This window comes from Pseudomonas phenolilytica (assembly GCF_021432765.1).
GTDB lineage: Bacteria > Pseudomonadota > Gammaproteobacteria > Pseudomonadales > Pseudomonadaceae > Stutzerimonas > Stutzerimonas phenolilytica.
Window position 1 is genome coordinate 183,367 of the sequence record NZ_CP058908.1, and the last position, 13,323, is coordinate 196,689.

Below are 13,323 nucleotides of genomic sequence, written 5' to 3' on the forward strand. Positions count from 1 at the left end.
AAGGAATCCCGCATGGGCAATCGTTTGTCAAAGATCTACACCCGTACCGGCGATGCCGGCGAAACCGGCCTGGGTGATGGCCGCCGCGTGCCCAAGAGCCATCCGCGCGTGGAGGCGATGGGCGAGGTCGATACGCTCAACAGCCAGCTCGGCCTGCTGCTTGCCGAACTGGCCGAAGCGCAGGCGCAATGGCCAGCGCTGGCTGAGCTGACGACCGTACTCGCGCCCTGCCAGCACCGCCTGTTCGACCTCGGCGGCGAGCTGGCGATGCCGGACTACCAGGCCCTCGGCACCGCGGAAATCACCCGCCTGGAGGCGGCCATCGACCGCTGGAACGATGAACTCGGCCCGCTGAAGGACTTCATCCTGCCCGGCGGCTCACGGCTGATCGCCCAGGCGCACCTGTGCCGCAGCATGGCGCGCACCGCCGAGCGGCGCTGCCAGCAGCTGAATGCCGACGAACCCCTGCGCGGCGAGCTGCTGGGCTATCTCAATCGGCTGTCCGATCTGCTGTTCGTCGCCGCGCGCCTGATCGCGCGGCGCCAGGGTTGCGCCGAGGTGCTCTGGCAGGCCGCCGAGGCACCGCGTGGCTGAACGGCCGCTCGACCCGCGCGTGCGCACCCGCGAGGGTCTGCACGCCGCGTGGGAGGCGTTCATTGTTCTGCTGGTCTGCGTGAACCTCGCGCTGCTGCTGTTCGACAGCCTGTTCCTTCTGCAACCGATCAACGAGGCGCTGGCGCGCTGGCTGCCACAGCTGCACGAACGCTACGAACAGCACATCCATCGCAACCTGCAGTACATCGATCTGGGCTTCGTCAGCCTGTTCATCCTCGACGTTTTGCTCGGCTGGACCGTGGCGCTGTTCGAGCGGCGCTATGCGCGCTGGTACTACTACCCGTTCGCCCACTGGTACGACGTGCTCGGCTGCATTCCGCTGGCCGGTCTGCGCTGGCTGCGCGTGCTGCGCATCGGCGCACTGCTGGTGCGTCTGCAGCGTCTCGGGCTGATCGACATGCGCCGCTGGGCGGTGTACGGCGTGCTCAATCGCTACTACGTACTGCTGATCGAGGAGCTGGCCGACCGGGTGATGGTCCGGCTGTTCGGCCGCCTGCAGCAGGAGATCGGCGCCAGCGACGACCTGGCCCGCCGGCTGATCGACGAGGTAGTGCGCCCGCGCAAGCAGCGCCTGCTCGACGATCTGGCGCGGCGCCTGCAGGCCATGCTGGAGGTCGGCTATCGGGACAATCGCGGTGCCATCGAGGGTTACGTGAACGGCCTGCTGCACCAGGCGCTGACCGAAAATCCGCAGATGCACAAGCTGCGGCGGCTGCCGCTCGGCGGTCATATGGCCGACAGCCTCGATCAGGCCCTGCGCGACATCGTCGCCCGCCTGCTGCAGGGTGCCATCGACGGCCTGCGCGGCCCGCAGTTCCAGGCGCTGGCGCAGAATCTCGCCGACGAGTTCTTCGAGGCCTGGCTGTACCAGGACGAGCACACCGACCTGGCGCTGGAGGAGGTTCTGGTGGACATCATCGAGGTGCTCAAGCAGCAGGTACTGGACCGCCGCTGGAGTCGCTTCGTCGGTCCACCGCCACCGCCCACGCCGCCGCAGTGAACCGGCGCCCGCAGGTCAGGCGCCATCGACCGGACGGAAGCCGGCATGGGCGCGTTCGTCGAGGCGCGCACCGATGACCATCTCGGTCGCCCAATCGACCAGGATGGTGGTGTAAGCCTCCTGGCAGCGCTCGCTGCTCAGCGCATGATCGGCGCCATCGATGATGCGATGGGTCAGCGAATGGGTGCGCTGGAACGCGGCGCGGTAACTCATGATCGTCTCGTGCGGCACATAGCTGTCGTCTTCCGACTCGACGATCAGCACGTCACCGCGGAACGCCGCGCAGGCGGCCAGCGCGCGATTCTCCTCGGCCAGCACATGGCGGCGGCGCAGGCGGTTGAGCGTGTCGCGATCGAGTTGCCGCTTGGGCATGTCCCAATCGTCGTCGCAGTACAGCGCCGGCACCCGCAGCGCCAGCCATTTCACTGGCCGCAGCGCGGTGAGGATCGCCGCGAGATACCCACCATAACTGGTGCCGACCACGGCAATGGCGGCCGGATCGATATGCGGATGCGCCGCCAGCAGATCGTAGGCGGCCAGCAGGTCACGCAGGTTCTGCTCACGGGTCACGGTCTGCTGCTGCGCCGCCGTCTGCGCGTGCCCGCGCAGGTCGAACGACAGGCAGATGCAACCGAGCCCAGCGATCCCCCGTGCCCGCGTCAGATCGCGCTGCTGGCTGCCGCCCCAGCCGTGCACGAACAGCACGCCGGGCATCTTTTCCGGCGGTGTCAGGAACGTACCGGCGATATGTTCGTCATCGACGAGGATGTCGACCGTCTCGCTATGTGTTGCCATAGTCCTCCACCTTCACGCATTTGGTTATGAAGCCCACCTCCGCATCGTTGCCACGAAACAGCACGGTCGCGCCTTCGGGCGGAGCCTGCCGCTCGCCGTAGAGTTCCACCGACGAAGCGCGCACCACGGCCACCGCATCGTCCTCGCAAAAACGCTGCAGCGCGGCCACTTCGGCGCTGCTGGCGCCGCCGATCCGCCAGGACTGCTCCAGCACCCCGGAGCGCGGCTGGCCGCGGCCATCGACGCCCTGAGCGATGTCGTAATTGCGCCGCGAAGCGAAGAAATCCCGGTAGCAAGCGGCGGCCGCCGCGTCGTAGACCTGTGCCTGGCGAACCGCCAGGCGGATGGCCTCGGTCAGGTCCAGTGCCAGCAACGCATCGAAGTCGCCGCGCACCACCACCAGGTCCGATCCGCCGTAGACTTCCTCGCCGCCGTTGTCGGCGGTCAAGCGTTGCGTGCCGTAGTAACTGGCCAGCTGGCCGCCGACCCGCACCTGACCGACGCTGAAGGTGGTCACCTGCTCCAGATGGCCTTCCAGCACCAGACCGAACTCCGTCAGCTCGCGCTCGTCAAGCGCCGCCAGCGCCTGTTCGAGCGCCTCGAGATCGTCGACGCGCTGCTGGCCACGCCCGCCAGTGGCGCGCACGGGCTTGATGCGCAGCGCGCCTTCGTGCAGCAGGCGCCGGCCCGCGTCGTGCGCATCCTCCAGGCTGAACACGCTGTAGCCGGACAGCACGCTGTCCCTGACCCGTGCGCCGAACTCGCGCGACCACCCCAGAGGCGCCGCGGCCTCAGGACGCACCAGTGGATGGGTGATCGCCTTGGTTTCGACGAACGCGTGTGGCACCACACCGCCGAACAGATCGTCTTCTGCAGCAAGGCCGAGCTCCTGCGCCTCGCGCTGGCCGATCACCGTGCCGGACGGCACCAGATAGGGTTGGGTTTCGTGACCTCGGGTCGGATCGTACTCACCGCCATAGCTCAGCCCCAGCAAGCCGGCCAGCTGCTCGGCCAGAGCGGCATGGACACGGCGCTCGTGCTCGGGCTCGCGTGCGCGGTTGGCGTAGATCATCACGACCCGGCGCGGGTTCGATGTATCGGCATTGATCATTTCTTGGACAGCTCCTGGACTGCTCGGGCAGGTATGCAACGCCGGCAATGCATTCGCGCTGCCAAGCAGCGCCGGCCGGCTGTTGGGAAATAGACCCTGGCTCGAACGCAACGATCCGTCCCGGGCAATATCCGTCACGGTGTCCGCTCGCTTCTTTGCCGTATAAAAAAAGGGAGCCGGCAGGCTCCCTTCTTCATTGCGCGAGACGCCAATCAGGCCGGCGCGGAGGTGCGGATCAGGTGATCGAAGGCGCTCAGCGAGGCCTTGGCGCCTTCGCCAACGGCGATCACGATCTGCTTGTACGGCACCGTGGTCACGTCGCCGGCGGCGAACACGCCCGGGATGCTGGTCTGGCCTTTGGCGTCGACGATGATCTCGCCGAAACGCGACAGCTCCAGGGTGCCCTTGAGCCATTCGCTGTTGGGCAGCAGGCCGATCTGCACGAAGATGCCTTCCAGCTCGACGCTGTGCATTTCTTCGCTGCTGCGGTCCTTGTAGACCAGGCCGGTGACCTTCTGGCCGTCGCCTTTGACCTCGGTGGTCTGCGCCATCTTCAGCACGCGGACGTTGGGCAGGCTGTTGAGCTTGCGCTGCAGCACGGCGTCGGCACGCAGTTCCTCACCGAATTCGAGCAGGGTCACGTGGGCGACGATGCCGGCCAGGTCGATGGCCGCTTCCACGCCGGAGTTGCCGCCGCCGATCACCGCCACGCGCTTGCCCTTGAACAGCGGGCCGTCGCAGTGCGGGCAGTAGGCGACGCCACGGCCGCGGTATTCCTGCTCGCCCGGCACGTTCATTTCGCGCCAGCGCGCGCCGGTGGCGAGTATCAGGGTCTTGGCCTTGAGTTCGCCGCCGTTCTCGAACTGCACGCGGTGCAGGCCGTCGTCGCCGGCCGGGATCAGCTGGCTGGCGCGCTGCAGGTTCATGATGTCGACGTCATACTCGCGCACGTGCTCTTCCAGCGCGCGGGCCAGTTTCGGGCCTTCGGTTTCCTTCACCGAGATGAAGTTCTCGATGGCCATGGTGTCCAGCACCTGACCGCCGAAGCGCTCGGCCGCGACGCCGGTGCGGATGCCCTTGCGCGCCGCGTAAATGGCCGCTGCGGCGCCAGCCGGGCCACCGCCGACCACCAGCACGTCGAAGGCATCCTTGGCCTTGAGCTTCTCGGCGTCACGCGCGCCGGCGCCGGTGTCGAGCTTGGCGAGGATCTCTTCCTCGTTCATGCGGCCCTGGGTGAACAGCTCGCCGTTGAGGTAGATGCTCGGCACCGACATGATCTGCCGCGCTTCGACCTCGTCCTGGAACAGCGCGCCGTCGATGGCGACGTGCTTGATGTTCGGGTTGAGCACGGCCATCAGGTTCAGCGCCTGGACCACGTCCGGGCAGTTCTGGCAGGACAGCGAGAAGTAGGTTTCGAAGCGGTAATCACCGTCGAGCGCCTTGATCTGCTCGATCACCTCCGGTGCGGTCTTCGACGGGTGACCGCCGACCTGCAGCAGGGCGAGCACCAGCGAGGTGAACTCGTGGCCCATGGGGATGCCGGCGAAACGCAGGCTGATGTTTCCGTCGATGCGGTTCAGCGAGAACGACGGCTTGCGCGCATCGTCGCCGTCGGTCTTCAAGGTGATCTTGTCGCTGAGGCTGGCGATGTCCTGCAGCAGGCTCAGCAGCTCCCGGGATTTCTCGCCGTCATCGAGGGACGCGACGATCTCGAAGGGCTGGGTGACCTTCTCCAGGTAGGCTTTCAACTGGGTCTTGAGATTGGTGTCCAACATGAGCAGCGGTACCCCGTTCGGAATTCAGGAAATAAAACGCCCGGACGGTTCGCGTCCAGGCGTTGGGTTGCCAGAGGGCTTTGGCCAGCCCTCCGGCACGCAGGGCAGATAGGCGAAGCCTTAGATCTTGCCGACCAGGTCCAGCGACGGAGCCAGGGTCTTCTCGCCTTCTTTCCACTTGGCCGGGCAGACTTCGCCCGGGTGAGCGGCGGTGTACTGAGCGGCCTTCAGCTTGCGCAGGGTCTCGCCGACGTCGCGCGCGATCTCGTTGGAGTGAATTTCCAGGGTCTTGATGACGCCTTCCGGGTTGATGATGAAGGTGCCACGCAGCGCCAGACCTTCCTCGGCGATGTGCACATCGAACGCATTGGTCAGCTGGTGAGTCGGGTCGCCGATCAGCGGGAACTGGGCCTTACCGACGGCCGGAGAGGTCTCGTGCCATACCTTGTGCGAGAAGTGAGTGTCGGTGGTGACGATGTACACCTCGGCACCAGCCTTCTGGAACTCGGCGTAGTTGTTGGCAGCGTCTTCGATCTCGGTCGGGCAGTTGAAGGTGAACGCAGCCGGCATGAAGATCAGCACGGACCACTTGCCCTTGAGGGATTCTTCGGTGACTTCGATGAACTTGCCGTTGTGGAAAGCGTTGACCTTGAACGGCTGGACTTGGGTGTTGATCAGAGACATCTGCTCACTCCTTTGGGGGTTCAGAAAACTTAACGGGGCCTACGATAGCGCAACCAGCCGCATACGGTTAATTGATTAAGGGAATAAACCGAATAGCCGTTATCTATCACCACAGATCAGCCGCAGACACAATTGCATGCTACATCCGCAAAGACCGACGATCCGTTCAGGGGTTCAGTCAGGCCAGAACGCCCGGATTCCCGCGACTCCCTGCGCACCGGCATGCAGCGCACGAGCCAGATCGCCATGCCCGAGCCCACCCAGCAGATAGGCCGGCTGATTGAAGCCTAGCAGCAACTCGCTGGCCCGCGACCAGCCTAACGGGGCTGCGTCGGGGTGCGTTGCGGTGGCCTGCACCGGTGAAAGGGTCACGAAATCGACGCCGGCTGCCGTGGCCAGCGCCAGTTCCGTCGCATCGTGACAGGATGCCGCCAACCAGCGCTCCGACGGCAACGGCCGGCCCTGGGCGGCCATTCGCCGCAGCTGCGCCGACGTCAGATGCCAGCCGGCCGCCGGAAAATCCGCGGCCCACTCCAGCGGCCCCTTGAGCATCAGTTGCGCGCGGCCGGCACAGAGCGCCAGCGCGTCGTTCGCCAGCGCCCGGTACGCCGCATCCGACAGGTCAGGCGCTCGCAGCTGGAGCAGGTGGATACCGGTATCCAGCGCCGCGGCGATGCCCTCGAGCAGCTGGCGCGGCGAGCGGTCTTCCGGGGTGATCAGGTAGCGGCGCGGCAAGCGCGCCGCGGCGATGATCGGCTGGTTGGCGGCCGGAAACGCGTACTCGGGCAGCGCCGCGGGCTCGACCCAGGCCAGAGGCTGGCCCTCGGCGCCATGCGGCTCGCCGGCGAAAGCCAGCACTTCCCAGACATCCAGCAGCACCTGCTTGTCCGGATAATCGTGACGAACCTGGATCAGCGGACGCGCGCTCGTGACCTCGATGCCCAGTTCTTCCTGCAGCTCGCGCGCCAGCGCCGCCTCGACGCTTTCGCCCGCCTCGACCTTGCCGCCGGGAAACTCCCACAGCCCGCCCTGATGCTTGTCCAGCGGGCGTTTGGCGATCAGGACACGACAGTCGGCGGATCGAATGACCGCCGCGGCGACATGGATTCGGTGCATGACAGTTCCAGAACCGCAGCCCGGGCCACCAAGCCCGGGTTGCGGCATGCTACGCGGTCAGGTGCGGTATTCGGCGTTGATCTTCACGTACTCGTGCGACAGATCGGTGGTCCAGATGGTCTCGCTGCAGTCACCACGACCCAGCTCGATGCGGATGGTGATCTCTTCGCGCGCCATCACCGCCGCGCCCTGCTCCTCGGTGTAGCTGGGCGAACGACCGCCCTGGCTGGCGATGCAGACTTCGCCGAGATAGACGTCGATCAGGCTCACATCCAGGTTCGGCACGCCGGCATAGCCAACGGCGGCGAGGATACGCCCCCAGTTGGGGTCGGAGGCGAACAGCGCGGTCTTGATCAGCGGCGAGTGGGCCACGGCGTAGGCCACGTCCAGGCATTCCTGATGGTTGGCGCCGCCGTTGACCTGCACGGTGACGAACTTGGTAGCGCCTTCACCGTCGCGCACGATGGCCTGGGCAACTTCCATGAACACTTCGCACACCGCCTGCTTGAGCTTGGCGAACAGCTCGCCGGCGGCTTCGGTGATTTCCGGCAGCTTGGCCTGGCCGGTGGCGATCAGCATGCAGCAGTCGTTGGTGGACGTGTCGCCGTCGATGGTGATGCGGTTGAACGACTTGTTCGCTGCGTCACGCACCAGGTCCTGCAGCACCTCGCGCGCCACCTTGGCGTCGGTGGCGATGTAGCCGAGCATGGTCGCCATGTTCGGACGGATCATGCCGGCGCCCTTGGAAATGCCGGTCACGGTGACGGTCACACCGTCATGCTGGAATTGGCGGCTGGCACCCTTGGGCAGGGTGTCGGTGGTCATGATGCCGGTGGCGGCCTCGGCCCAGTGGTTCTCGGCCAGATCGTCCAGGGCTGCCTGCAGGGCGCCCTCGATCTTGGCCACCGGCAGAGGTTCACCGATCACTCCGGTGGAGAACGGCAGCACGGCAGACTCGTCGACACCGGTCAGCGCTGCCAGCGCGGCACAGGTACGGCGGGCATTGGCCAGACCATCGGCGCCGGTGCCAGCGTTGGCGTTGCCGGTGTTGGTCAGCAGATAGCGCACCTCACCCGCCATGCGCTCGCGGGTCACCAGTACCGGAGCCGCGCAGAACGCGTTGGTGGTGGTCACGCCGGCGACGCGCGAGCCTTCGGCGCAGCGCATCACGACGACATCCTTGCGCCCCGGACGCTTGATGCCGGCCGACGCGATGCCGAGTTCGAAACCGGGAACCGGATGCAGAGTAGGTAGGGGACCAAGACCGACCGCCATGAGCGCGCTCCTTCAGACATAGATGGCCCGCAGGCCGAAGAACAGGGAGAAAAACGCCGCGAGCGGCAAAACCGGTCGCGGCGCGGGTTCGCAGGGGACGGGACCGCTTACTGGACCTGCCCGTGGCAATGCTTGTATTTCTTGCCCGAGCCGCACGGGCAGAGCTCGTTGCGACCGATCTTGGGCTCGGTGCGCACCGGCATCGGTGCGATTTCCGCCACAGGCTCGCCCTGTTCGGCCTCTTCCGGCTGCTGCAGGGCCGACACTTCCTCGTGCTTGAACTGCATACGCTGCGCCATCTCCTCGGCCTCGCGGCGCAGGCGCGCCTCCTCCTCGGCAGGGTCCTCACGGCGCACCTGCACATGGGAGAGCACGCGGATGCTGTCCCGCTTGATGGAGTCGAGCAGATCCTGGAACAGCGCAAAGGACTCGCGCTTGTACTCCTGCTTGGGGTTCTTCTGCGCATAGCCGCGCAGGTGGATGCCGTGGCGCAGGTGATCCATCGTCGACAGGTGGTCCTTCCACAGATCATCCAGCACGCGCAGCACGATCTGCTTCTCGAACGTGCGCAGCGCGTCGGCGCCCGCAAGCTCTTCCTTCTCGCGGTAGGCCTCGACCAGCTTCTGGGAGATGCGCTCGCGCAGGGTTTCCTCGTACAGCTTGTCGTCCTCGTCGAGCCACTGCTGCACCGGCAGACGCAAGCCGAAATCGCTGTACAGCACCGCTTCCAGACCGGCGATGTCCCACTGCTCGGGCAGCGACTGCGGCGGAATGTGCTGGCTGATGGCGGCATTCAGCGCTTCGTCGCGGAATTCGCTGATGGTCTCGCCAATCTCCTCGGCGGCCAGCAGGCTGTTGCGCATGTGGTAGATCACCTTGCGCTGCTCGTTGGCCACGTCGTCGAACTCGAGCAGCTGCTTGCGGATGTCGAAGTTGCGGCCTTCGACCTTGCGCTGCGCCTTTTCGATCGCATTGGTAACCATGCGGTGCTCGATCGCCTCGCCCGCTTCCATGCCCAGCGCCTTCATGAAGTTCTTCACCCGGTCGGAGGCGAAGATGCGCATCAGGTTGTCTTCCAGCGACAGGTAGAAGCGGCTGGAGCCCGGATCGCCCTGGCGACCAGCACGTCCACGCAGCTGGTTGTCGATACGACGCGACTCGTGACGCTCGGAGGCGATCACGTGCAGGCCGCCTGCCTCGATCACCTGCTGGTGGCGCTTCTGCCACTCGGCCTTGAGCTGCGCGACCTGTTCGTCGGTGGGGTTCTCCAGCTTGGCGACTTCCACTTCCCAGTTGCCGCCCAGAAGGATGTCGGTACCGCGGCCGGCCATGTTGGTGGCGATGGTCACCGCGCCCGGACGACCGGCCTGGGCGATGATCTCCGCTTCCTTCTCATGGTACTTGGCGTTGAGCACCTGGTGCTCGATGCCTTCCTTGATCAGCAGCTGGGAAACGTATTCCGAGCTCTCGATGGTCGCGGTACCGACCAGCACCGGACGCCCCTGCCCCTGGCATTCCTTGATGTCGGCGATGATCGCGGCGAACTTCTCTTCCTGGGTCAGGTAGACCAGGTCGTTGAAATCCTTGCGCGCCAGCGGCTTGTTGGTCGGAATGACCATGACCGGCAGGCCGTAGATCTGCATGAACTCGAACGCCTCGGTGTCGGCGGTGCCGGTCATGCCGGACAGCTTCTTGTACAGGCGGAAGTAGTTCTGGAACGTGGTCGAGGCCAGGGTCTGGCTCTCGGGCTGGATCTGCAGGCCTTCCTTCGCCTCGATAGCCTGGTGCAAGCCCTCGGAGAGGCGGCGCCCCGGCATAGTGCGACCGGTGTGCTCGTCGATCAGCAGCACCTGGTTGTTCTGCACGATGTACTCGACGTTGCGATGGAACAGCTTGTGCGCGCGCAGGCCGGCATAGACGTGGGTCAGCAGGCCCAGGTTATGCGCCGAATACAGGCTCTCGCCTTCGGCCAGCAAGCCTGCCTGGGTGAGCATTTCCTCGATGAACTGATGCCCCTGCTCGTTCAGCTCGACCTGGCGGGACTTCTCGTCGATGCTGAAGTGGCCCTCCTGGGTCACGACGCCCTCTTCCTCCTCGATGTGCTGAGTGAGGCGCGGAATCAGCGCGTTGATCTGCTGGTAGAGCTTGGAGCTGTCTTCGGACTGGCCGGAGATGATCAGCGGCGTGCGCGCCTCGTCGATGAGAATCGAGTCGACTTCGTCGATAACCGCGAAATTGAGTTCGCGCTGATTCTTCTCCTGCAGGCTGAACGCCATGTTGTCGCGCAGGTAATCGAAACCGAATTCGTTGTTGGTACCGTAGGTGATGTCGGCAGCGTAAGCGGCGCGCTTCTCCTCCGGCGGCTGGAACGGCGTGACGATACCGACCGAGAGTCCAAGGAATTCGTATAGCGGACGCATCCAGTTGGCGTCGCGGCGGGCCAGATAGTCGTTCACTGTGACCACGTGCACGCCCTTGCCGGCCAGCGCATTGAGGTACACCGCCAGAGTCGCCACCAGCGTCTTGCCTTCACCGGTGCGCATCTCGGCGATCTTGCCTTCGTGTAGGGTCATGCCGCCGATCAACTGGACATCGAAGTGACGCATGCCCATCACCCGCTTGCCGGCCTCGCGGCAGACGGCGAAGGCTTCCGGCAGTATCTGATCGAGGGTCTCGCCTTTCTCGAGACGGGCCTTGAACTCTTCGGTCTTGGCGCGCAGTTGCTCGTCGGTGAGCGACAGCATCTGTTCTTCGAGTGCATTGACGGCCTGGACCGCCTTGAGCATGCGTTTGACTTCACGCTCGTTCTTGCTTCCAAAGAGTTTCTTCAATAAAGGCGCAAACATACGACAGGGACTTCCATGCTGAGGATGGAGGCACGACCGTGGGTGACCCCGCCAGCGTGCAAAGCGGCCATTCTACTCGGAAACGTCTATGAGGAAAGCAGCACGACTGCGCACCCCGGAGGACCGGCAAAGCGCGATTTCCCGGCGTTCGCACCGGCACAACGGCCGGCAGCGCGAACGGGCGGCTACTGGCATCTGCTACCATTGCCGCCCCATCTTTCAGGCAACCGCCATGGCCTCTCGTCCGCTCCCCGCACGCGCCACCGGCGCGTTGCTCCGCGAAGCGAAACCGCTGCGCGCGCTGTTCGGCGAGGCGCGGCGCATCGATCGCCTGCAGCACCTGCTGGAAAGCCAGCTGCAGCCGGCCGCCCGCGAGCACTGCCGCGTGGCGTCGTGGCGCGAGGGTTGTCTGTTGCTGATCGTAACGGACGGCCACTGGGCCACGCGCCTGCGCTATCAGCAACGTCGTCTGCTGCGCCAGCTGCAAGCCATCGAGGAGTTCGCCGGTCTCGAACGCATCCACTTCAAGGTGCAGCCGCCGCCCCCGGCGCGTCACGAGCCGCCTCGCACGACACCGTTGTCGGCCTGTGCGGCCGACAATATTCACGCAACCGCCGAAGGTATTCGCGATCCGCGGCTACGCGCCGCGCTGGAGCGCCTGGCCAGCCGTGGCAAACCCGACTGAACCGCAGCCGGCGCGGCAGCAACCACGCGAGCGAGCAGATACTCTCGGAGGGGCGAAGCGAATGCCTCGGCCACTGCCTTTCAGGAGCGGAATTTCATGTTGATCGGCGCCCTACTCATCCTCACCTGGCTGGTGCTGCTGGTTCGTTATCCGCTGCGGGCGGTACCGATCTCGCTCGGCGCGCTGCTGTTGCTGGGACTGGTAGCTGGTTGGGTGCTGTGGCAGGAGCATCGCGAGCGACAACTGCTCGGCAGGCTCGAACTGCACCTGAACTACGCACCCGGGCCATGCCCAGCCGCGCAGCCGCTGCGCGTCACCCTGCGCAATAACAGCGGACGCGCGCTGCGCGGCCTGCGCTGGGATGTCACGGCGCACGTGCCTGGCACCCGCATCAACCTGGTACAGAACGCCTACGACACCCCCATCTATCAAGGCCCTGGTGATCTTCAGAGTGGAGCGCAGTGGCAATCCTGCCTGCCGCTGCCACCGCTGCGTGCAGGCTATCGCGCCAGCACGCTGGAGTTCCAAGCCGAGAACCTGCGCGGCCGCTTCGGCGACGATTGAACGCGCGCCTTCCCATCCGACACCTCAGCCTTTATCCTGTATGAATAAACAGTATCAATCTGCCAACTGAGCCGAGGTGGTTAATGGCCGTCGAAGTGGTATACCGCAGCAGCCGGGACCTGGAGCGTTTGTTCATGGATAAAGCCGAAGCAGACCGTCACGACAAGATGCTGGAACTGGCCGAAGCGCTGGCGACCGTTCTGCAACACGCGGTACCGTCGCTGAACGAACAGCAGAGCGAGGATCTCGGCATCTTCATGGCGCGCCACCGTGACGTTTTCTCCAGAGCGTTCAAGAACAACGCCGAGGCGCTTGCTGAGCTACCGCCACGCGACGCCTGAAGCGCGCTCGATCTGTCGGGGGCCGGGCGGCGGAAACTTGTAGGGCCCAGGCCGGGTCAATGACTCGCAGCCTTTCCAGACAGGTATTCCGGCATGACGAATTCATTCCAGCGGATCAGCGATGCATTCCAGCCGCACTACTGCGTTAACTTCAGCATCGCGAAGCCCGACGGCAGCATTCTCCTGACGCTCACCGACGCCAAAGGCGTGGCCGTGAAGCGCTTCATCAGCGCCGAGCAATGGCGCGACCCGCAGCAATTGCAACGGCTGATCACCAGCCTGCGGGTCAGTCTGACGATCGAGCGTGGTGAGTCGCCACCGCTATCCGGCTTCGCCGAAGGGACCCGCGTCGCGGCGCTGTAATCCTTCGGCCGGCGACAAATCGCTCGCCATGCTCTCCTGCCACAACAAGAACAACAAGCATCCTGAAACCCGTCATGCCGCTCGCTCGAGCCGGCACGCTTCGCCCCGCCTGAACCCCGGCGCCCGGCGCTAGCACCCACTTGCCCGCATCGT

At 65.3% G+C, this 13,323-nt stretch carries 13 protein-coding genes; 6 read left to right on the forward strand and 7 right to left on the reverse strand.

Annotation, left to right across the window (positions count from 1 at the left end; all coding sequences use genetic code 11):
* Nucleotides 1–12 precede the first annotated feature (12 nt).
* Both HU825_RS00985 and HU825_RS00990 read left to right on the forward strand, forming a co-directional pair.
* Complete coding sequence (locus HU825_RS00985) at nt 13–594, forward strand: cob(I)yrinic acid a,c-diamide adenosyltransferase (RefSeq protein WP_054095032.1); 582 nt, start codon at nt 13–15, stop codon at nt 592–594.
* Nucleotides 587–1,615 (forward strand): hypothetical protein, encoded by a 1,029-nt coding sequence (locus tag HU825_RS00990; RefSeq protein WP_077683750.1) that lies wholly within the window; start codon nt 587–589, stop codon nt 1,613–1,615. Before HU825_RS00985 ends, HU825_RS00990 begins: the two co-directional genes overlap by 8 nt.
* Before the next feature lie 15 nt (nt 1,616–1,630).
* Here the strand turns inward: HU825_RS00990 and HU825_RS00995 are convergent, their stop codons facing one another.
* The 7 genes from HU825_RS00995 to secA all read right to left on the reverse strand — a co-directional run bounded on the left by HU825_RS00995 (nt 1,631) and on the right by secA (nt 11,217).
* On the reverse strand, nt 1,631–2,410 hold the full coding sequence (locus HU825_RS00995) for an alpha/beta hydrolase family protein (RefSeq protein WP_043297504.1): 780 nt from the start codon (nt 2,408–2,410) through the stop codon (nt 1,631–1,633).
* Nucleotides 2,397–3,521: a DUF3182 family protein gene (locus HU825_RS01000; RefSeq protein WP_234302728.1), complete on the reverse strand. Its 1,125-nt coding sequence runs from the start codon at nt 3,519–3,521 to the stop codon at nt 2,397–2,399. The genes HU825_RS00995 and HU825_RS01000 overlap by 14 nt, the downstream gene beginning before the upstream one ends.
* A gap of 212 nt (nt 3,522–3,733) precedes the next feature.
* Nucleotides 3,734–5,296: an alkyl hydroperoxide reductase subunit F gene (gene ahpF, locus HU825_RS01005; protein WP_234302729.1), complete on the reverse strand. Its 1,563-nt coding sequence runs from the start codon at nt 5,294–5,296 to the stop codon at nt 3,734–3,736.
* A 120-nt stretch (nt 5,297–5,416) separates the two neighbouring features.
* A complete protein-coding gene (gene ahpC / locus HU825_RS01010) occupies nt 5,417–5,980 on the reverse strand; it encodes an alkyl hydroperoxide reductase subunit C (RefSeq protein ID WP_003288553.1) in 564 nt (187 codons plus the stop codon).
* Between the two features lie 174 nt (nt 5,981–6,154).
* Nucleotides 6,155–7,096 (reverse strand): Nudix family hydrolase, encoded by a 942-nt coding sequence (locus HU825_RS01015; RefSeq protein ID WP_234302730.1) that lies wholly within the window; start codon nt 7,094–7,096, stop codon nt 6,155–6,157.
* Nucleotides 7,097–7,153: 57 nt separating this feature from the next.
* On the reverse strand, nt 7,154–8,371 hold the full coding sequence (gene argJ, locus HU825_RS01020; protein ID WP_054095037.1) for a bifunctional glutamate N-acetyltransferase/amino-acid acetyltransferase ArgJ: 1,218 nt from the start codon (nt 8,369–8,371) through the stop codon (nt 7,154–7,156).
* Nucleotides 8,372–8,478: 107 nt separating this feature from the next.
* On the reverse strand, nt 8,479–11,217 hold the full coding sequence (secA, locus tag HU825_RS01025) for a preprotein translocase subunit SecA (RefSeq protein WP_077683747.1): 2,739 nt from the start codon (nt 11,215–11,217) through the stop codon (nt 8,479–8,481).
* 232 nt (nt 11,218–11,449) lie between these two features.
* Here secA and HU825_RS01030 point away from each other — a divergent pair, with 232 nt between their 5' ends.
* From HU825_RS01030 to HU825_RS01045, 4 genes are all read left to right on the forward strand, one after another.
* Complete coding sequence (locus tag HU825_RS01030) at nt 11,450–11,902, forward strand: DciA family protein (protein WP_008567035.1); 453 nt, start codon at nt 11,450–11,452, stop codon at nt 11,900–11,902.
* A gap of 96 nt (nt 11,903–11,998) precedes the next feature.
* Entirely contained in the window at nt 11,999–12,466 is a 468-nt protein-coding gene (locus tag HU825_RS01035; protein ID WP_234302731.1) for a multidrug transporter, read from the forward strand.
* Between the two features lie 83 nt (nt 12,467–12,549).
* Nucleotides 12,550–12,807, forward strand: coding sequence for a YebG family protein (locus HU825_RS01040; protein WP_043297497.1), 258 nt, complete (start codon nt 12,550–12,552; stop codon nt 12,805–12,807).
* Nucleotides 12,808–12,900: 93 nt separating this feature from the next.
* Nucleotides 12,901–13,170 carry a DUF3509 domain-containing protein gene (locus tag HU825_RS01045; protein ID WP_043297496.1) on the forward strand — a complete coding sequence of 90 codons (270 nt, stop codon included), beginning with the start codon at nt 12,901–12,903 and terminating at the stop codon, nt 13,168–13,170.
* The last annotated feature ends 153 nt before the right edge of the window (nt 13,171–13,323 follow it).